Source organism: Nocardia sp. MH4 (assembly GCF_019266065.1).
In the GTDB taxonomy this organism is placed as follows: Bacteria; Actinomycetota; Actinomycetes; order Mycobacteriales; family Mycobacteriaceae; genus Nocardia; species Nocardia canadensis.
Genome location: NZ_LPNR01000093.1, coordinates 59,567 through 78,097, shown reverse-complemented (window position 1 = coordinate 78,097; position 18,531 = coordinate 59,567). Strand labels below are relative to the sequence as shown.

The window sequence follows — 18,531 nt, the reverse complement described above, 5'->3', positions numbered from 1 at the left end:
CGCCGCCGAGGCCGACGACGTCGCGTCGAGTCGGCTGCCCGAGGTGATCGCCGCCTGGCGCGGTGCCGCCGACAGCCGCCCCGAGCCACCCGCGCCCGTGCGCACGCCGCCGGGCGCCGGCGTCGAGATCGGCGCGGTCGCCGGGGCGCTGGACCGGGTGCAGACCACCGCCTTCGACCTGGCGTCCGAACAGGCCCTGGTGCGGCGCAACACCACCGAGTCGATGGCCAATCTGGCTCGCCGCAATCAGAATCTCGTGCGCAGGCAGCTCGGGCTGATCAGCGAGTTCGAGCGCGAGGAACTCGATCCGAAGGCGCTGTCGAACCTGTTCGAACTCGACCATCTCGCGACCCGCATGCGGCGCAACGCCGAAAGCCTGCTGGTGCTCGTCGGCGAGGCGAGCCCGCGCCGGTGGGCCGAGCCGATCGCGCTCACCGATGTCATCCGGGCCGGCCTGTCGGAGGTCGACGACTATCGCCGCGTGGTGTTGCGCCGGGTCGACGACATCGCCATCGCCGGCGCGGTGGTCAGCGAACTCGCCCACGTGCTGGCCGAACTCATCGAGAACGGGCTGGCCTTCTCCCCGCCCGACCTCGAGGTCGAGGTCTACGGCCGCAAGGTGGCCGGTGGGTATCTGCTCGCGGTCGTCGACCACGGCGTCGGCATGCCCGCCGACCAGCTCGCCGAGGCCAACGCGCGCCTGCGCGGGGAGCAGGACTTCATCGTCGCCTCCACCCGCTACCTCGGTCACTACGTGGTCGGCCGGCTCGCGGGCCGCCTCGGCATCGACGTGGAACTCAACACCTCCCCGGTCAGCGGCATCGTCGCCCGCCTGCTGCTGCCCGCGAGCATTCTCGTCGACGACAGCGCCCGACCGGCCGAACCGGCCGAGGCCAGGAACCGCTCCGCCGCGCCGGAGCCCGCCCGAGCGGCACCCGGCCGCAACGGCGCCGCGGTCGCGCCCGACGTCGCCAGAGCCGTTGTCGTACACGATGATTCCGGAGCACAGTCGATGAGCGGAGCGACGGCGCCGCGGCAGTTCGACGCACCCGGCCGCGCGCGGCACACCCGGGACCCCGAATCCGCTGCGGCCGACGACTCCGTTCCCGCCGCGCCCGGCGATTCGGTCTACGCGCAGTTCCTCAGCAGCACCACCAATGCCATCGCCTACCACGGCTCGCCGAACGATGCGGCCCCGGCGATCTCCGGGGCGGGTGATCACCCTCGCAACGGCGTGGCACCGGCCGACACGAACGGCGCGCGCAACGGCGTGGCACCGCCATCGGCCGGCGCCGACCGCGCGCGCAACGGCCGGGCGCCGGTGCCCGGCGTGCACCCGGTCCGCAACGGCACCCCACCGGAAACACCCACCGTCGACCGCGGCCGAAACGGCGCGGCCCACGGTGATTCCGCGGCGACCGCGCACACCGCGTCGCCGACCGCGCACGATCTGTCGGCCGTCGACCCGACCGGCCCCGCCGCCGTCGAACGCACCCGCAACGGACTGGTGAAGCGCAGCAAGCGTGCCAAGATCACCGGCTCGCCCGACCGTCCGCGCCGCGAACCGGTGACCCGCCAGGACCGGCCGCCGGTCGCCGACCGGACCCCCGACCAGACGCGCAACATGCTGTCGTCGTTCCGCACCGGCCACGAACGCGGTGGCGACACCCGACCCGGCCCCACCCCGCACGATCCGACCCACTGACCGTTCGGACCCGACCACAGGAGCTCCCGGTGACCACCCATCTACCGACCGCCGACCCGCACACCTTCAACTGGCTGCTCGGCAACTTCGTCCGCAACACCGACGGGGTGCGCGACACCGTCGCCGTGTCCTCCGACGGGCTGCTCATCGCCATGTCCGACGGCCTGGACCGCACCGGCGCCGACCGGCTCGCGGCCATGGTGTCGGGCCTGTCCAGCCTCGCCCGCAGTGCTTCGCGCAGTTACGACTTCGACGGCCTGAAGCTGATCATGATCGAGATGAAGCGCGGCTTCCTGCTGGTCTCGGCGCTCGGCGACGGCAGCTGCCTCGGCGTGATCGCCGACGGCGGCTGCGACGTGGGACTGGTCGGCTACGAGATGGCGGTGCTGGCCGAACGCGCGGGCGCGCTGCTCGACCCACGGCTCATCGGTGAACTGCGAGAGACGTTGCGCAGATGAGAGATCCCGATCGTCCCCGGCTGCCCGACCCGCGCATGATCCCGATGAACCGTCCCATCGGCTGGCGCGATCAGTTACCGCCGCCGGTCCCGGTGACGCCCACCGACAGCGACGACGTCGACGACCGCTTCGTCCGTCCGTTCGTGGTCACCGCGGGCCGCACTGTCCCGGTGCTGGACGGGCTGCGCATCGAAACCCTCGTTCAGGCACCGCCGTCCGCGCTGTCGGCACCGCTGCGGTTCGAGGAACGCACCGTCGTGCAGTTGTGCCTGCGACCGCACTCCATCGCCGAAATCGGTGCCGCCCTGCGGGTTCCGGTCGGCATCGCCAAGGTGATCGTCAGCGACCTGGCCGCGGCGGGCCACGTGTCGGTCCGCGACGCCCCGGAACTGTCGACCGCCGCCATCGAGAGGATCAGGGATCTTGTTCGGGCACTCTGAATTCCGCACCGCCGCACCGGCGATGCCGTCGTCGGTGAAGATCGTGGTCAGCGGCGGCTTCGGCGTCGGCAAGACCACCTTCATCGGCGCGATCTCCGAGATCGAGCCGCTGGTCACCGAGGCGTCGATGACCGAGGTGTCGATCGGCGTCGACGACCCGGGCCGTCGCGCCGACAAGACCGCCACCACGGTCGCGCTGGACTTCGGCCGGATCACGCTGGACCAGTCGCTGATCCTCTACCTGTTCGGCACCCCGGGCCAGGACCGTTTCGTGTTCCTGTGGGACGACCTGGTCGACGGTGCGCTCGGCGCGGTCATCGTCGTCGACACCGGCCGCGTCGAGGACTGTTACCCGGTGCTGGACTACTTCGAGGAGCACAACACCCCGTTCGTCGTTGTGGTCAACCGCTTCGACGACGCCACCCATTTCGATCTCGCCGAGGTCCGCGAGGCCCTGGGCCTCGACGACTGGATCCCGGTCCTGGACTGCGACGCCCGCGACCGCGACTCCGTGCGCGACGTCCTGGTGGCCCTGCTCGAACAGGTCCTGCTGCATCGCGTCCAGCCCCGGCACCGGGAGGTGAGCTGAACCCGCCGCCCGGTGCCGCGACATCAGCGTCGATGCAGGGTGAGGTCCCACAGCGCGACGTGGAATCGGCTGTCGGTGACGTCGACCGAGGTGTCGGTGAAGCGATGGCCGCCGAGGGCGTTGCCGACGAACTCGCGCACCGCGACCGGCTGGGCGTCGAGGGTGTCGAGCAGCCGCTGGGGTACCTCGACGGTGCCGTCGAAGACGCGCGGTTGGCCGGTGATGCCGGGCTGCTGCGGGGTCTGACGCAACCCGTCGACGGTATGCAGGACGAGGTCGAGCCCGGTGCCGTCGGCGAAGTCGATGCGCAGGGGAGTGGTGGAGACGGCCTGGTCGAAGGAGCGCACCCGGGCGGTCCAGCCCAGCGCGGACGCGCCCTGATAGTCGTACGGCGACGGCGGTCCCAGTGTCTCCCCGGACCGATTCGCCCGTGAGTTCTGCAGTGCCGCACCGGCGAGTGGCTGATCGGTGGGCACGAAGCTCCACGCGGGATCGCTGAGCATCTTGCGCCAGTAGCCGGTGCGCCCGCCGTCGCGCCCCTCGACCCGCAGCTCGCGGGCGGCCGACCCGGGCGCGGTCCGGTGCACCGAGATGCGGTCGGTGATCTCGCCGGGCACCTTCGGCTGGGCGACCCAGTCCGGTGCGGGCAGCTGGATAGCGGCGTAGCGGCTGTCGACACGTTCGGCCGGCATGTCCGGCGCTTCGGGCAGCCCGCGCTGATCCTGGTAGGAGTAGCGGAAGAACACCTTGTCCGCGCCGGAGATGTCGAAATCGTAGAGGCGCGTGTAGAAGTCGCCGAACCGGTTGACGACCAGCGAGGTCGACGCGCTGGTCGACAGGGCCACCGCCTGGAAGCGCCCGCCCAGTGGCGTGCCCATCTCGTAGCTGTGATCCACCGGCAGCCACGGATCGACGTACTGGATCCGCTGACCACCGTGGGTCAGCGCGAACACGTGCGACACCTTCGCCCCGCCGACCGGATGCTCGTTGCCCGCGGTGTCGGTCCAGACGTGGTCCTCGGTGGGGGACAACACCGACCACGACCAGGTCAGCGTCCCCGGCGGCAGGGTGTTGCCCGGCCCGGTCCACAGTGGCGTGCCGTAGCGGCTGCTCCAATTCCAGTCCCTGGGCGCGCTGAGCGCGTGATCCATGGTGATGAACCGGCCGTCGTGGTCGATCAGCATCACCTCGTCGTCGTCGGCCGAGACGCCGGCGATCGTGCCCGCCAGGCAGCCCGGCAGCGCCACGGTGCGCCAGCCACCCAGGGCCGTGGCCTCTTTCACGTAGACGTTGCCGTCTCGGGTGGCGAAGCTCCAGCGCCGGTTGAACGACTCGGTGGTCGAGCGCAGGTGCACCTGCTCGGGCAGGGCGACCGTCGCGGGGGCGAGATCGGCCAGGCCGGCAGTGGATTCGTCGACGGTCACCTCCGGTGTGCCGACCGTGCCGACCGGCAGACAGCCCGGATCGGCGACCGTCGCCGAGGGGGTCGTCACCCCGGCGAATACCAGTCCGGCCGTCGCGAGCAGCACACCACGCCGGACGGCGCGCCCGCGCCTCACAGCCACCCCGCCGCGCCGAAGGCGATCAGGGCGATCGCGTCGATGCCGAAGATGGTGCCGACCACCAGCGCCTTGGTCCGCACGTTGGGCAGGTCGTACACGGAGAAGCAGACGGCGAAGAACGGCACGTAGCCGATGATCCAGATGAGGAACGGGAAGCCCGGCTGCCACCACGACCAATCCCAGGTGAGCACACCCGCCTTGTTCAGCAGCACCTCGACGCCGACCGCGGCGGCGGAGTTCACCGCGATGAGCACCGGCCGGTTCGGCAGCCCGAAGATCCGGGTCTGCCTGGGCGGCAGCATCTTCGCTGCCGCGACGCCCATGATCGCGAACATGAAGCAGATCTCGATATTGAGCCCGATCAGGATCTGATACGCCGTCGGCCCGCTCGCGCCCCAGACCGGCGCACGGTCGGTGAGGTGGAAGACCAGCGAGTTCCAGATCTCGTTGAACCAGTCCATGCCCCACAGCGCCAGCCCGGCGAACAGTACGTTCCAGTTCCGGCGCTCGACCTCGACCGCGTAGATGTAGATGACCATCAGCAAGAGCGGAATGACATACCACTTGAACTGACCCGCATCGCGGAGTATCTCCAGCGCGGCCCGTGCGTTGTCGGTCACCGGGCACCTCCTGCTCATGAGCGACGAATTCGGCGAGTATGATACAAATCAACATCGAACGTCAATATGTATCGCCGAGTTGGTCGGTGGGCGGAGTGTCGGCGAAGGTCCCTTCGCCGCAAGAGATTTCGCCGGGGTGCGGGTCTCGGCCGCACCCCGGCGGGTGTTCAGCGGCTGCCCAGTGGCGTGCCGAAGAGGGTGGCGAACTTCGCGGCGAGGGTGTCGCCGAGGAAGTCGAGCGCGCCCGGTGTGGCGGCCATGGTGCCCGCGTCGGAGGTGGTACAGCCGGTGGTGGCGGGGATGCCGTCGAGTCGCTCGCGCAGCCACAGCAGCGCTGCGGGGCCGCCGACCACCTCGGCGACGATGTGCTCGCTGGCGTGGTCGCGGGTGTAGGTGACCGAGGCCTTCGGGTCCCGGCAGTACGTGTCGACCAGGGTGTCGGTCGCGCCCAGCGGCAGGATCTCGTCCCACGCGGAGTGCCACAGGAACATCGGCATATCGGGGGTGGACTTGCCCATGCGGGTGGCCTCGAGCATCGTCGCGACCGGCGGGTCGTCCAGCGGGTTGCCGTCGGAGCCGATCATGCCGGTCAGGTTGAGGAACGGCAGCAGTGCCGACTGGTACTGCACGCACAGCGGCGACTTGATCGCGGACAGGCCCCTGCCGAGTGGATCGAGCCGCTGCTCGAGATAGGCGGCGAAGTCCGGGTACTCGCGGGTGAGGCCGAGGACCGCGGCGAAGACCAGGCCCGAGGTGAGCTGGTTGTTCGCCATGCTCAGCGCGGCGCCCAGATCGGCGCCCACCCCGCCCTCGGCCGCGCCCACGATGTTCAGTTCGGGGGCATAGGTGGCCTTCAGTTCGGCGGCGTGACCGGTCGCGATCGAGCCGCCGGAGTAGCCGTAGAGCCCGACCGGTGCGGTCGGCCCCACCTCGAGCGGTGCGAAGGAGGTCGCCGCGCGAATGCCGTCGAGGGTGATCCGCCCGGCCAGTGGTCCGGCCGCGTACGCCGAATTCGGGCCCTGGTGGTCGGGAACGACGACGGCCCAGCCCTGCGCCAGCGCGGCCTGGGCGAACAGGAACTCGGCGGGCACGACGATCTGGCCCGCCAGTGGGGCCACCGAAAGATGTTGCAGCGCATAGGAGGGCGCGCAGTAGCCCGCGGTCGAGTCCTCGGCGAGCTGCACCGAGAGCAGCTTGCGCGGTTGCGGCGCCTGGCCGCGCGGCTTGATCACGGTGGCGACCGCGGGGATCGCCTCGTCGCGGCTGTTGTTGGAGCGGTAGGACACCTGCCAGGCGTCGACGTCGATCGGCAGCACGCCGAAATCGGCGATGCGCACCTGCCGGGCGGCGATGATCGCGCCCGGCGCCGTGGCCGCCACGACCTCGGCGGGCGGCAGGTAGAAGCCCGGATCCAGTTCGGGCGGGAGCGGAATCACCGGGGCGGGCGCCACGGCGGCCGGTTCGGCCGCGACCGGTCCGGCCACCACGACCGTAGCGGCCGCGAGCACGCCCGTGGCCAGGGCCATCCATCGCAGAGCGAAGGGAGATCTCATCGTGCACAGTCCTCACGTGAATTGAGACGCCTTCGTCTCAATGACGGCTACTATGGCACGGGTGTGGCGTAGATCGCAATCAGCGGTCGGGTGACTAGGCCGCGGTCAAGGCATTGAGCAGCGTGGAGAACACGTCGACGAGCTCGTCCACGGGTGGGCGCGGGTCGTCCAGACTCCACTGATGCACCGCGCCGTTGACGGCGCCGATGAACGCGGCCATCGCGACGCGCCAGCCACCCGGCGGTATCCGCACCCCGTCGCGTCCCTGCGCGATCGCGGCGACCACCTCGCCCCACTGGTCGCGGACCTGCGCGCGATGGGCCTCGATCGCGGGGCTCACCCCGACGATCTCCACGAAAGCCACGGTGACGCAGCGGATATCGTCGGTGATCGCCTTCGTGTAGGCGCGCACGGCGGCGTCGATGAGCGCGCGCAGGTCGTCGGTGTCGGCCGCGGCCAGCGCCGCGGCGACCGCGTCCCTGGCCTTGCCCTGCACCGAGTCGTAGACCGCGACGAGGAGTTCCTCGCGTCCGGCGAACTGCTCGTAGAACTGCCGCCGCGACAGTCCGGCCGCCGCGCACACGTCGGTCAGCGAACTGTTGGCGTACGACTTCTCCGCGAACACGGTCAGCCCCGCCTCGATGAACAGCGCGCGGCGCTCGATCTGCCGCTCGGCGACCGAGGTACCGGTGTAGTTGTGTCGGGTGCGCGCTGTCGTCACGACATCGACCCTACGTTCGCGGCGACGCCGCGGCATCCACGGAGGTCAGTCCTTGCGCCCCGTGAAGGCCAGCGAGGTGCCGAGTCCGATCATCATCAGCCCGCTGGTGCCGCCGACCGCGGCCAGCCGGCGCGGCGTGCGGGCCAGCCAGCCGCGCACGGAATCCGCCGCGAGCGCCCACAGCGTGTCGAAGATCAGCCCGAACAACGGGATGCAGATGCCGAGCACCAGCATCTGCTGCGGGACGCCACCGCGGGCGGTATCGACGAACTGCGGCAGCAGCGCCGCCAGGAACACGATGGTCTTCGGATTGGCGAAGCCGACGACGAACCCGTCACGCAGCACCGCGACGGTGGAATAGCCGGGCCCGGCCTGGCCGGGCTGTAGCGCCCTGGCCAGGTCGCTCCGGTGCCGGATCGCCTGGATTCCCAGATAGACCAGATACAGCGCGCCGACCAGTTTGACGGCCGTGAACACCGCCACCGAGGTCGCCACGAGTGCGCCGAGCCCGACCGCGACCGCTACGACCTGCACGTACACCCCGGCCGAATTGCCGACCACGGTCAGTATCGCCGCCCGCCTGCCGACCGTGAGGGCCCGGCTGATCGTGAACAGCACACTCGGCCCCGGAACCACGACGAGCAGCAAGGCCAACCCCGCGAAGGACGCGAGATGCGTCATCGACACCATGCTGATCAACGCTAACGATCCGGCTCCCGGCAGGCAATGGCACGACACCGACCACACCTACACTCGCCGCCATGGGCGAGCAGAAGCAACGGATGCTGAGCGGGCAGTGGTACAAGGACAGCGATCCGGAACTGGTGGGCGAACGGCAGCGGGCGCAGCGGCTGTGCGACGAGTTCAACCGGACCGGACCCGACGAGACCGAGCGCCGCACCCGGTTGCTGGGTGACCTGCTGGGCAAACTGGGCGAGGGATCGTGGATCATGCCCCGGTTCCAGTGCGACTACGGCTATCTCGTCGAGATCGGCTCGAACAGCTTCCTCAACTACGACGCGATCCTGCTCGACTGCGCGCCGATCGTCATCGGCGACGACTGCTCGATCGGGCCGCGCTGTCAGCTGCTGACCGCCCTGCACCCGATGGACGACCACGAAAAACGCAGGCAGCGTTGGGAATCCGCGGCACCGATCCGGATCGGTGACAACGCGTGGTTCGGCGGCGGGGTGATCGTGTGCCCCGGGGTGACCATCGGTGACGACGTCGTGGTCGGCGCGGGCAGCGTGGTCACCCGGGACCTGCCCGACCGGGTGTTCGCGGCGGGCAATCCGGCGCGGGTCATCCGGTCGCTGTAGGGGTGCTGGATACGGTGAACCGCACGCACACGATCCCGGCATCGAAGGAGACACCCATGCGCCACGGAGAAGATCTCGCGCTCACCCACGTCATGCTGCTGGTCGGCGACCAGGACGAGGCCAAGACGTTCTATGAGGACGTGATCGGCCTCGAGGTCCGCACCGATATGCCGTTCGTCGACGAAGCGCGCTGGCTGTCGGTGGGTCCGGTCGGCCAGCCCACCATCGAATTCGTCCTCGAGGTTCCGCAGATGGCGCCCGACGAGGCCCGCCGCGCCGCCGCTCGGGCCCGGCTCGACGGCGGGATGCAGTCGACGATCATCTTCGCCACCGACGACGTCGACGCCACCTTCACCCGGATCCGCGACCTCGGCGGCACCGTCGCCCAGCCCCCGGTCGACCAGCAGTACGGCCGCGACTGCGCCTTCGTCGACCCCTGGGGCAACCAGATCCGCTTCACCGGTCGCCGGAAGGGCTGATCGAGGCCGCGTGGTGCTCGGCGCGGCCGAGCACCACGGGCGTCGTGGCCGGGCGGGGCGCGTCGCCGGGTCGCGAGACGGCGACGGCGGCAATACTGTCTTTCCATGGGCGAATCGCGAATCGTGCAGGAGCAGGAAGCCACCCGGCCGCTGCGCGAGGACATCCGGTTTCTCGGCGGCATCCTGGGTGACACCATCCGCGACCACGAAGGGCCGGAGGTGTTCGACCTGATCGAGCGGGTGCGCACCGAGGCGTTCCGGGTGCGTCGCGAGGAGGTCGAACGCAGCGCGGTCGCCGACATGCTCGACGGCACGCCCACCGAGACCGCGATTCCGCTGATCCGGGCATTCAGCTACTTCGTGCTGCTGGCCAATCTCGCCGAGGACATCCAGCGCGACCGGCGCCGCGCCGCGCACGTCTCGGCGGGCGAGCCGCCGCAGGACTCCTCGCTGGCGGCCACCTACGCCAAGCTCGACGCGGCCGCGCTCGACGGCACGACGGTGGCCGAGCTGCTCACCGACGCGCTGGTCTCCCCGGTGATCACCGCGCATCCGACCGAGACCCGCAGGCGCACCGTCTTCGACGTGCAGGCCAAGATCACCGAACTGATGCGGCTGCGGCGCAGGCTCGAACCCGGCGACCCCGGCTTCGACGATTCCGAACTGCGGATCCGTCGCGAAGTCCTCACGCTGTGGCGCACGGCGCTGATCCGCCTGGCGCGCCTGCGAATCCAGGACGAGATCTCGGTCGGCCTGCGCTACTACGACCTGACCCTCTACGACGTCATCCCGGCGATCAACGCGCAGGTGCGTGCCGCGCTGCGCTCGCGCTGGCCCGAGGCCGACCTGCTGCCCCGCCCGATCCTGCGCCCCGGCTCGTGGATCGGCGGCGACCGGGACGGAAACCCGTTCGTGACAGCGGAAGTCGTGCACACCGCGGCCCAGCAGGCCGCCGCCTACGCCTTCGGCCGGTACCTGGACGAGCTGGTCGAACTGGAGAAGACGCTGTCGCTGTCGGCCCGGCTGGTCCAGGTGAGCCCGGCGGTCGCCGCGCTCGCCGAGGCCGGCTACCCCGACCCGGCCGTCTTCGCCGACGAGCCGTACCGCCGTGCGCTGCACGCGATCCGGGCCCGGCTCAGTGCCACCGCCGAGCTGGCGCTGGGCACGCTGCCCGACAACGGTCTGGCCGCGGGTGCCCCGCCGTACGCCACCCCGCAGGCGGTCCTCGACGACCTCGACGCGGTCGACCTCTCGCTGCGCGCCGGCGGTGACGCCCTGCTCGCCGACGACCGCCTCGCCGCGCTGCGCCACGCCGTCGAGACCTTCGGCTTCCATCTGCAAGCCCTGGACCTGCGGCAGAACTCCGAGGTGCACGAGCAGGTCGTCACCGAGCTGCTGGCCTGGTCGGGCGTGCACGCCGACTACCCGAGTCTGTCCGAGGCGCAGCGCGTGGAGCTGCTGTCGAACGAATTGCGCACCCGCCGACCGCTGCTCGGCCCGCACGCGCAGCTGAGCGAGCTCGCCGCCAAGGAACTGGGCGTGCTGCGCGCGGGCAAAGAGGTCATCGATACCTTCGGCGCCGCCGCCATCCCGAACTACATCATCAGCATGTGCACCTCGGTCAGCGACATGCTCGAGGCGGCGCTGCTGCTCAAGGAAGCGGGCATCCTGGATCCGGGCACCGCCGAGGGCACACCGAGCAGCCCGGTCGGCATCGTCCCGCTGTTCGAGACCATCGAGGACCTGGGCGCGGGCGCGGCGACGTTGGCGGCGGTGCTGGACGTTCCGGTGTATCGCGAGCTGGTCGCCGCGGCGGGGATGCGGCAGGAGGTGATGCTCGGGTACTCGGATTCGAACAAGGACGGCGGCTACCTGGCCGCGAACTGGGCGCTGTACCGGGCGGAGCTGGATCTGGTGGAGGTGGCGCGCAAGTCGGGCATCCGCTTGCGGCTGTTCCACGGTCGCGGCGGCACCGTCGGCCGAGGTGGCGGCCGCAGTTACGACGCCATCCTGGCCCAGCCCGCCGGCGCGGTGCAGGGCTCGCTGCGGCTGACCGAACAGGGCGAGGTGATCGCCGCGAAGTACTCCGAACAGGGCGCGGCCCACCGCAATCTGGAGTCGCTGATCGCCGGCACCCTGGAATCGACCCTGCTGGACGTGGAGGGCCTCGGTGAGGACGCCGAGCCTGCCTACGAACTGCTCGACGATCTGGCGGCCCGGGCCCGCGCCGCCTACGGGCGGCTGGTGCACGACACGCCGGGCTTCGTCGAGTACTTCCGGCAGTCCACCCCGGTCGCCGAGGTCGGCGACCTCAATATCGGCAGCCGCCCGGCCTCGCGCAAACCCACCAACTCGGTGGCCGATCTGCGCGCGATCCCGTGGGTGATGGCCTGGAGCCAGGCGCGCGTCATGCTGCCGGGCTGGTACGGCACGGGCACCGCGCTCGCGGACTGGGTCGGCGAGGACCCGCAGCGGCTGGTCCGGCTCACCGATCTCTACCGGCGCTGGCCGTTCTTCCGGACGGTGCTGTCGAACCTGGCGCAGGTGATGGCCAAGAGCGATCTCGACATCGCCGCCCGCTACGCCGACCTGGTCGAGGATCCGGCGCTGCGCGCGCAGATCTTCGGGATGATCCGCGACGAGCACGCCCGCACCATCCGCATGTACCTGGCCGTGACCGGCCACGAGGAACTGCTCAGCGACAACCCGTCACTGGCGGAATCGATCCACAATCGCTTCCCCTACCTGGAACCGCTCAATCAGCTCCAGGTGGATCTGTTGCGCAGGCTGCGCGGCGGTGACGATTCCGAACTGGTGAAGCGGGGCATCCTGCTCACCATGAACGGACTGGCCACCGCCTTGCGCAACTCGGGCTAGCCGCTAGAGGCAGACGGTGACGGTGACCGGGCCGACCGGGATACCGACGCAGACGGCGACCGAGCCGACGACGGGCTCGGCGGCGGCGGCCGAGGCGGTACCAGCGCCGACGGTGATCACGGACAGGGCGAGTGCGGCGACAGCGAGCGGGCGGGCGATCTTGGCGAACATGGCGGATCCTCGGGTAGAACGGGCGGAACAGCCCCCGCAGGGGCCGTCCCATCTCAACACGGGGTGCTGCGTGATGTCGGAGACATCACCGGAAACGCTGTGGCTCAGTCTGTTACGACGGCGATGGCGTCGATCTCGACCAGCATCTCCGCCCGCGGCAAGCCGGTGAAGACGGTGGTCCGCGCCGGCAGCACGTCACCGGTCGTGTGCTTGGTGACGAATTCACCATACGCCTGGTTCATGACGGCGAAATCCTCCCTTCGGGTGAGGTAGACGCGCAGCATCACCACGTCGTCGAAGGTGGCGCCGGAGGCATCGACGATGGCCTTGACGTTCATCAGCGTGCGGGTGGTCTGGGCGGCGACGTCGCCGGGGTGCAGGTACTCGTTGGTCTCCGGGTCGACGGGTCCCTGGCCCGAGACCTGCACGAACGGGCCCTTGCGGACACCCTGGGAGAAGGTGTGCGCGGGCGCGGGGGCGTCGGCGGTGCGCACGGCGATCTTCTCGGACTTGTCGGTACCCATGGCAGTTCAGCCTTTCCTCGCGGTGACGTCTCGGTGGGGGGCCCAGCCGAGTTCGGTGGAGATGGCGTCGGCGGTCGCCCTGACCTGCGGCAACAGCGCCAGCACCTGATCGTGGTCGAGCAGCACGTCGGGTACCGAGACCGACACGGCGGCCACCACCGCGCCGATTCCGTCGCGCACCGGCACGCCGATGCAATTGACGAAGCTCTCGTGTTCCTCGTGGTCCTCGGCATAGCCCTGCGCGGCGACCAGTTCCAGCTCGGCCAGATACTGCTCGGGCGTGCGCAGGGTGCGGGTGGTGAAGGGGTGGTAGTCCAGCCGCGCGGCGACGGCGCGCCACTCGGCCCGGGGCAGGGCCGCGACCAGGACCTTGCCGACCGCCGTGCAGTGCAGCGGCGCGGGTCGGCCGATCCGGGAGTACATCCGGACGGCCTGTTCGGCGTCGACCTTGTCGATGTAGACGGCGTCACCGGATTCGTAGGCGGCCAGGTGGACGGTCTGTCCGGTGGCGGCGCCGAGCGCGCTCAGATGCGGCCGGGCCACGGTGCGGACATCGCGGTTCTCCAGCGCGTGACTGGCCAGTTCGAACATGCGGGTGCCGAGCGAGTACCGGTGGGCGTTGTCGCGCACGACGAAGCGCTCGGCCTGCATCGTCTGGAGCAGTCGCAGCACCGTGGACTTGTGCACGCCGAGCCGCCCGGCCAGCTCGTCGAGGGACTGTGAGTCCTCGCCGAGGGCGATGAGAATGGACAGGGCCCGCGACACGCTTTGACTCATGGCCTGATCGTCCCATCCAGTGCGTCCGGATAGCGCAGCCCGGCCCACGCCGCCGCCGGCAGCTGCGCGAGTCGCCGAATGTCATGTACCGGAGGAATTTTCGCCGCGTCACCGGTGGCGGTGAGGGCGGCGGCGGCACACAGGTGGCCGTAGCGCAGCCGGGTGCGCAGATCCGCCTCGTGCAGGAGCGCGGCGAGGTAGCCGCCGGCGAAAGCGTCACCGGCGCCGATTCTCTCGGTGATCTCGAGTGCCAGCGCGGGTACCTCGACGACGGCGTCGCCGTCGAATCCGGTGACGGTGTGCTTGTCGTTCTTGACGATCAGCTGGGCCGGTTCGGGAAACAGCGCGCGCAGTGCGCCCGGATCGCCGGTGCCGAAGATCTCCTCGGCCTCGTCGGCGCCGAGCAGCGCCACGTCGGCGCCGCGGACGTGCGCGGCGAGTTCGTCGGCGGCCTCGGCGATCCGCGAACCCCACAGCGCCGGACGGTAATTCAGGTCGAAGCTCACCAGCCGCCCGCGCCGGGGCAGCGCGATCAACGTGCGGGTCAACTGGTTCGCCGACTCCGACAGCGCCGGGGTGATGCCGCTGAAGTGCACCAGGTCGGTGCTGTCGAGCAGGCCGGCCGCCGCCCGGGTCGCGAGATCGGCGGGGGACAGGGCGCTGGCGGCGGACCCGGCGCGGTAGTAGTGCATCCGGCTGGCGTGGGCGGGCAGGTCGTGGGTGGCGCCCGACCCGCTGCCGCGCTCCTTGACGTAGAGGCCGGTCGGCCGGCCCGGATCGACGGCGACCGCGCCGACATCGACCCCCTGGCCCGCCAGCTGCGCGACCAGATAGCGGCCGAAGCCGTCGTCACCCACGCGCGAGAGCCAGGCCGCCGCGACCCCGAGCTGGGTGAGCACGGTGGCCACATTGGCCTCGGCGCCGCCGGCGCTCCGGTCGAAAGACGGGGACTGCTCCAGCGGGCCGGGCCGGGCCACGAGCACGGCCAACCCCTCGCCCACGGTGACCGCCCTGGGTGGCGCTGATGTTGCCTGGGTCACCTTTTCTGCCCTTCCGTGGTTGCGGTCACTGCCTCTGGGATGCACAATAACGAGCGGAAACATTCAGTGCAACCAGCGTTGCGTATTATGCAATGTCTACCCGATATGACCGACCGGCCGGGAAACCCGCGGGCGATCGACGGAAAGGGATGCTGTGACGATCGACAACGCCGTCGTGGACGCGCTCGCCGACGAGGCGATCGGCCCGCGCGACAAGAGCGTGCCGCCCGCGGCCTGGGGCCGGACCGTGCGCGAATACCTCGCGGACGCACCGGAACTGGATCGGTGGGAAACGCCACTGCTCACCCTCGACCGCGGTCTGCTGGCGGACAACATCGCGCTGATGGCGCACTGGACCGCGGCCGCGGGCGTCGCGCTGGCGCCGCACGGCAAGACCACGATGGCGCCCCAGCTCTGGCGCGCCCAGCTCACAGCGGGATCCTGGGCGATCACGCTGGCCACCGGCTGGCAGGCTCAGCTCGCGCGCTCGTTCGGGGTCGGGAGGATCATGCTGGCCAACGCGCTCGTCGATCCGGCCGCCCTGACCTGGGTCGCCGCCGAATCCGCGCGCGATGCCGGGTTCGAGTTCTACTGCTGGGCCGACAGTGTCGCCACCGTCGAACTGATGGACAAGCTCCTGCGCGACACCCCGCCCAGCCCGCGGGTCCGGGTGCTGGTCGAACTCGGCGGCCCGCACGGGCGCACCGGCGCGCGGTCCCGTGCCGAAGCGCACGCCGTCGCGGCCGCGCTGCGGGCCAGTGACCGGCTCGCGCTCGCCGGCGTCGGGGGATACGAGGGCGCGCTGGCCCACGATCGCAGCAGTGCGGGCATCGCCGCCGTGCGCGGCTATCTCGGCGAACTGGCCGCCCTGCACACCGAACTCGTCGCCGCCGGGGCCTACCCCGGCCCGGCGATCGTGACCGCGGGTGGCAGCGCCTATCCCGAACTCGTCGTCGAGGAACTGGCCGGACTGGCCGACGCGACCACCACGGTCGTCCTGCGCAGCGGCGCCTACCTCGTCCACGACGACGGCTTCTACGCCGGCATCTCCCCGCTGGCCGCGCCCGCCGTCGACCCCGGCCTGCGGGCCGCGATGCACGGCTGGGCCCGCGTGGTCTCCCGGCCGGAACCGGAACTGGCGCTGCTCGACGGCGGCAAACGCGACTTCCCCTTCGACGAGGGCCTGCCGGTCCCGCAGCTGGTGGTCGGCGGGGCGCTGCCCGCGGGCGCGCACGTCAGCGCGCTCAACGATCAGCACACCTTCCTGCGCCTGCCCGGCGCCGATGCCGCCGATCTGCCGGTCGGCAGCATCGTGCGGCTCGGGCTGTCGCATCCGTGCACGGCGTTCGACAAGTGGCGGCTCATCCCGGTGATCGACGACGCCGCGGCGCAGCGCCCGCGTGTGGTCGACCTGATCCGTACCTTCTTCTGACCGATGACCATGACCGACTTGCTGTTTCGCGACATCGACATCGTCGACGGCACCGGCGACCCGCACCGCCGCGGCGACGTCCTGGTCCGGGCCGGGCGCATCGCCGAGGTGGCGGCGCCGGGATCGATCGATGCCACCACCGCGCGAGTGATCGCGGTGCGGCCTGGCTCGGTGCTGAGCCCCGGATTCATCGACATGCACGCGCATTCGGACCTCTACCTGCTGACCCACCCCGAGCACTTCCCGAAGATCACCCAGGGCGTCACCACCGAGGTGATCGGCCAGGACGGCCTGTCCTACGCCCCGATCGACGACGCCGCGCTCGCGGTGGTGCGCAAGCAGATCGCCGGGTGGAACGGCAACCCAGCCGACTTCGATTTCTCCTGGCGCACGGTCGGGGAGTACCTGGACCGGCTCGATCAGGGCATCACGCCCAATGCCGCCTACCTGGTGCCGCAGGGCACGCTGCGCCTGCTCGTCGTCGGCAGCGACCGGCGTCCGGCCACCACCGCCGAGATCGACCGGATGTGCGCGCTGCTGGCCCAGAGCCTCGACGAGGGCGCGGTCGGCATGTCCAGCGGGCTCACCTACACCCCCGGCATGTACGCCGACACCGGCGAACTCGCCGCGCTGTGCGCGGTCGTCGCCTCCTACGGCGGCTTCTACGCCCCGCACACCCGCTCCTACGGCGCCGGCGCGCTGGAGGCCTACGCGGAGATGATGGGACTGGCGAAGGCCACCGGCTGCGCGCTGCACCTGACCCACGCCACGATGAACTTCGGCGTGAACCGCGGCCGCGCACCGGAATTCCTCGCGCTGGTCGCCCGGGCCCGGGCCGACGGCTGCGACGTCACCCTCGACACCTATCCCTACCTGCCCGGCTCGACCACGCTGTCGGCGCTGCTGCCGAGCTGGGCGATGTCGGGCGGGCCGGATGCCGCGCTGGCCCGGCTCGACGACCCCGCCGAACGCGCGAGGATCACCGCGGACGTGAACGTCCACGGGTCCGACGGATGCCACGGCGTCACCGTCGAATGGGAGACCATCCAGATCAGCGGCGTCGGCGACGACGCGCTGTCGGCCTACGTCGGACGCACCGTCGACCGGATCGCCGCCGACGAGAACCGGGCGCCGGTCGAGGTCTTCTTCGATCTGTTGCGCCGCGACCAGCTGGCGACCACGATCCTGCAGCACGTCGGCCACGAGGAGAACGTGCGCGCGATCATGGTCGACGCGGGCCACATGGGCGGCAGCGACGGCCTGCTCGTCGGCGCTCGGCCGCACCCGCGCGCCTGGGGTACCTTCCCGCGCTACCTGTCCCGCTACGTCCGCGAGCTCGGCGTGCTCGGGCTGGAGGAGTGTGTGCACCACCTCACCGGCAGGCCCGCCGCCCGGCTGCGACTGGCCGAACGCGGGCTGATCCGTCCCGGGCACGCCGCCGACCTGGTCGTCTTCGACCCGGCGACGATCCACGACACGGCGACCTTCGACCATCCCCGACAACAGGCACGTGGCATCCAGCATGTGCTGGTCAACGGCGAATTCGCGCTGGAGAACGGCAGCGCGACCGGAGTGCGTGCCGGTCGCGCGCTGCGGATGGACGCCACCCGAGAGGAGACCCGATGAACCCGCTGCAGAGCTCGTCGTCCGAAGCGCTGGCGGTGATCCGCGCCGACCGCGCGCTCACCGTGGTGCGCGCACCGGCCATCCCAGACCCGGTCGCGCTCGCCGAAGCCCTGGCCGGTGCGGGCATCCGCGCGGTCGAGCTCACCTTCACCACCCTCGGTGTGCTCGACGCTGTGCGCAAGGCCTCGGCGGTGAGCGCCGCCGTGATCGGCGTCGGCACCGTGACCACCCGCGATCAGGCCGAAGCCGCGATCGAGGTGGGGGCGAAGTTCCTGGTGACGCCCGCGCTGCGCCCCGAGGTGGCCGAGGTCGCCATCGCGCACGGCATTCCGGTCGTGATGGGTGCGTTCACCCCGTCGGAGGTGCTCGCGGCCGTCGAGATGGGTGCGGCCGCGGTCAAGATCTTCCCGGCACGCGCGCTCGGCCCCGCCTATCTGAAGGATCTGCTCGGTCCGTTCCCGCACGTGTTCCTGATCCCCTCCGGTGGCGTCAACTCCCACAACGCCCGCGATTTCCTGCGGGCGGGAGCGATCGCCGTCACCGCGGGCACCGAAGTGGTCGCCCCGCTGGACGTCGCGAGTTCGCGCTGGTCCCACATCGGCTCCAAGGCCGCTCGCTTCGTCCATTCGCTTGATTGA

Annotated in this window: 19 protein-coding genes; 10 read left to right on the top strand and 9 right to left on the bottom strand. The window is 70.8% G+C overall.

The features are described from left to right. From ATM97_RS12685 to ATM97_RS12670, 4 genes are all read left to right on the top strand, one after another. Positions 1-1,705: ATP-binding protein (locus ATM97_RS12685; protein WP_374104850.1), on the top strand; the 1,705-nt coding region annotated here is incomplete at its 5' end. 29 nt (positions 1,706-1,734) lie between these two features. After that, a complete protein-coding gene (locus ATM97_RS12680) occupies positions 1,735-2,163 on the top strand; it encodes a roadblock/LC7 domain-containing protein (RefSeq protein ID WP_218718194.1) in 429 nt (142 codons plus the stop codon). Further along, positions 2,160-2,603, top strand: coding sequence for a DUF742 domain-containing protein (locus ATM97_RS12675; RefSeq protein ID WP_255587641.1), 444 nt, complete (start codon positions 2,160-2,162; stop codon positions 2,601-2,603). The genes ATM97_RS12680 and ATM97_RS12675 overlap by 4 nt, the downstream gene beginning before the upstream one ends. A 43-nt stretch (positions 2,604-2,646) precedes the next feature. Continuing rightward, complete coding sequence (locus ATM97_RS12670) at positions 2,647-3,192, top strand: ATP/GTP-binding protein (RefSeq protein WP_374104851.1); 546 nt, start codon at positions 2,647-2,649, stop codon at positions 3,190-3,192. A 23-nt stretch (positions 3,193-3,215) separates the two neighbouring features. Here ATM97_RS12670 and ATM97_RS12665 read toward each other — a convergent pair whose 3' ends face one another. From ATM97_RS12665 to ATM97_RS12645, 5 genes are all read right to left on the bottom strand, one after another. After that, a complete protein-coding gene (locus tag ATM97_RS12665) occupies positions 3,216-4,751 on the bottom strand; it encodes a hypothetical protein (protein WP_218718193.1) in 1,536 nt (511 codons plus the stop codon). Further along, positions 4,748-5,374 (bottom strand): hypothetical protein, encoded by a 627-nt coding sequence (locus tag ATM97_RS12660; RefSeq protein WP_218718192.1) that lies wholly within the window; start codon positions 5,372-5,374, stop codon positions 4,748-4,750. The genes ATM97_RS12665 and ATM97_RS12660 overlap by 4 nt, the downstream gene beginning before the upstream one ends. A 167-nt stretch (positions 5,375-5,541) precedes the next feature. Beyond that, positions 5,542-6,927 carry a lipase family protein gene (locus ATM97_RS12655; RefSeq protein ID WP_374104849.1) on the bottom strand — a complete coding sequence of 462 codons (1,386 nt, stop codon included), beginning with the start codon at positions 6,925-6,927 and terminating at the stop codon, positions 5,542-5,544. Between the two features lie 94 nt (positions 6,928-7,021). Further along, entirely contained in the window at positions 7,022-7,648 is a 627-nt protein-coding gene (locus tag ATM97_RS12650; RefSeq protein ID WP_218718191.1) for a TetR/AcrR family transcriptional regulator, read from the bottom strand. Positions 7,649-7,693: 45 nt separating this feature from the next. Next, a complete protein-coding gene (locus ATM97_RS12645; RefSeq protein WP_218718190.1) occupies positions 7,694-8,347 on the bottom strand; it encodes a LysE family translocator in 654 nt (217 codons plus the stop codon). A 62-nt stretch (positions 8,348-8,409) separates the two neighbouring features. Between ATM97_RS12645 and ATM97_RS12640 the strand changes: the two genes are divergently transcribed. The 3 genes from ATM97_RS12640 (at position 8,410) to ppc (ending at position 12,323) form a co-directional block, all read left to right on the top strand. Further along, positions 8,410-8,967, top strand: a complete 558-nt coding sequence (locus ATM97_RS12640) for a sugar O-acetyltransferase (protein WP_218718189.1) — start codon at positions 8,410-8,412, stop codon at positions 8,965-8,967. 56 nt (positions 8,968-9,023) lie between these two features. Then, a complete protein-coding gene (locus tag ATM97_RS12635) occupies positions 9,024-9,446 on the top strand; it encodes a VOC family protein (protein ID WP_218718188.1) in 423 nt (140 codons plus the stop codon). A gap of 105 nt (positions 9,447-9,551) precedes the next feature. Then, on the top strand, positions 9,552-12,323 hold the full coding sequence (gene ppc, locus ATM97_RS12630; protein ID WP_218718187.1) for a phosphoenolpyruvate carboxylase: 2,772 nt from the start codon (positions 9,552-9,554) through the stop codon (positions 12,321-12,323). Positions 12,324-12,326: 3 nt separating this feature from the next. On the opposite strand, the gene ATM97_RS12625 is transcribed toward ppc, so the two are convergent. From ATM97_RS12625 to ATM97_RS12610, 4 genes are all read right to left on the bottom strand, one after another. Beyond that, positions 12,327-12,494 (bottom strand): hypothetical protein, encoded by a 168-nt coding sequence (locus ATM97_RS12625; RefSeq protein WP_218718186.1) that lies wholly within the window; start codon positions 12,492-12,494, stop codon positions 12,327-12,329. Positions 12,495-12,598: 104 nt separating this feature from the next. Continuing rightward, on the bottom strand, positions 12,599-13,018 hold the full coding sequence (locus ATM97_RS12620) for a RidA family protein (protein ID WP_218718185.1): 420 nt from the start codon (positions 13,016-13,018) through the stop codon (positions 12,599-12,601). Positions 13,019-13,024: 6 nt separating this feature from the next. Then, on the bottom strand, positions 13,025-13,795 hold the full coding sequence (locus ATM97_RS12615; RefSeq protein ID WP_218718184.1) for an IclR family transcriptional regulator: 771 nt from the start codon (positions 13,793-13,795) through the stop codon (positions 13,025-13,027). Beyond that, on the bottom strand, positions 13,792-14,796 hold the full coding sequence (locus ATM97_RS12610; RefSeq protein WP_308248460.1) for a sugar kinase: 1,005 nt from the start codon (positions 14,794-14,796) through the stop codon (positions 13,792-13,794). The genes ATM97_RS12615 and ATM97_RS12610 overlap by 4 nt, the downstream gene beginning before the upstream one ends. A 193-nt stretch (positions 14,797-14,989) precedes the next feature. Here ATM97_RS12610 and ATM97_RS12605 point away from each other — a divergent pair, with 193 nt between their 5' ends. From ATM97_RS12605 to ATM97_RS12595, 3 genes are read left to right on the top strand one after another with little or no spacing between them, the layout of a single operon-like run. Further along, positions 14,990-16,267, top strand: coding sequence for an amino acid deaminase (locus tag ATM97_RS12605; protein ID WP_218718182.1), 1,278 nt, complete (start codon positions 14,990-14,992; stop codon positions 16,265-16,267). A gap of 9 nt (positions 16,268-16,276) precedes the next feature. After that, entirely contained in the window at positions 16,277-17,893 is a 1,617-nt protein-coding gene (locus tag ATM97_RS12600; protein ID WP_218718201.1) for an amidohydrolase family protein, read from the top strand. Continuing rightward, positions 17,890-18,531 (top strand): bifunctional 4-hydroxy-2-oxoglutarate aldolase/2-dehydro-3-deoxy-phosphogluconate aldolase, encoded by a 642-nt coding sequence (locus ATM97_RS12595; RefSeq protein WP_218718181.1) that lies wholly within the window; start codon positions 17,890-17,892, stop codon positions 18,529-18,531. The genes ATM97_RS12600 and ATM97_RS12595 overlap by 4 nt, the downstream gene beginning before the upstream one ends.

Coding starts and splice junctions, on each gene's coding strand:
- ATM97_RS12675 (WP_255587641.1), top strand. CDS start 2,160: ATGAGAGATCCCGATCGTCCCCGGCTGCCCGACCCGCGCATGATCCCG.
- ATM97_RS12655 (WP_374104849.1), bottom strand. CDS start 6,927: ATGAGATCTCCCTTCGCTCTGCGATGGATGGCCCTGGCCACGGGCGTG.
- ATM97_RS12640 (WP_218718189.1), top strand. CDS start 8,410: ATGGGCGAGCAGAAGCAACGGATGCTGAGCGGGCAGTGGTACAAGGAC.
- ATM97_RS12635 (WP_218718188.1), top strand. CDS start 9,024: ATGCGCCACGGAGAAGATCTCGCGCTCACCCACGTCATGCTGCTGGTC.
- ppc (WP_218718187.1), top strand. CDS start 9,552: ATGGGCGAATCGCGAATCGTGCAGGAGCAGGAAGCCACCCGGCCGCTG.
- ATM97_RS12625 (WP_218718186.1), bottom strand. CDS start 12,494: ATGTTCGCCAAGATCGCCCGCCCGCTCGCTGTCGCCGCACTCGCCCTG.
- ATM97_RS12620 (WP_218718185.1), bottom strand. CDS start 13,018: ATGGGTACCGACAAGTCCGAGAAGATCGCCGTGCGCACCGCCGACGCC.
- ATM97_RS12615 (WP_218718184.1), bottom strand. CDS start 13,795: ATGAGTCAAAGCGTGTCGCGGGCCCTGTCCATTCTCATCGCCCTCGGC.
- ATM97_RS12600 (WP_218718201.1), top strand. CDS start 16,277: ATGACCGACTTGCTGTTTCGCGACATCGACATCGTCGACGGCACCGGC.
- ATM97_RS12595 (WP_218718181.1), top strand. CDS start 17,890: ATGAACCCGCTGCAGAGCTCGTCGTCCGAAGCGCTGGCGGTGATCCGC.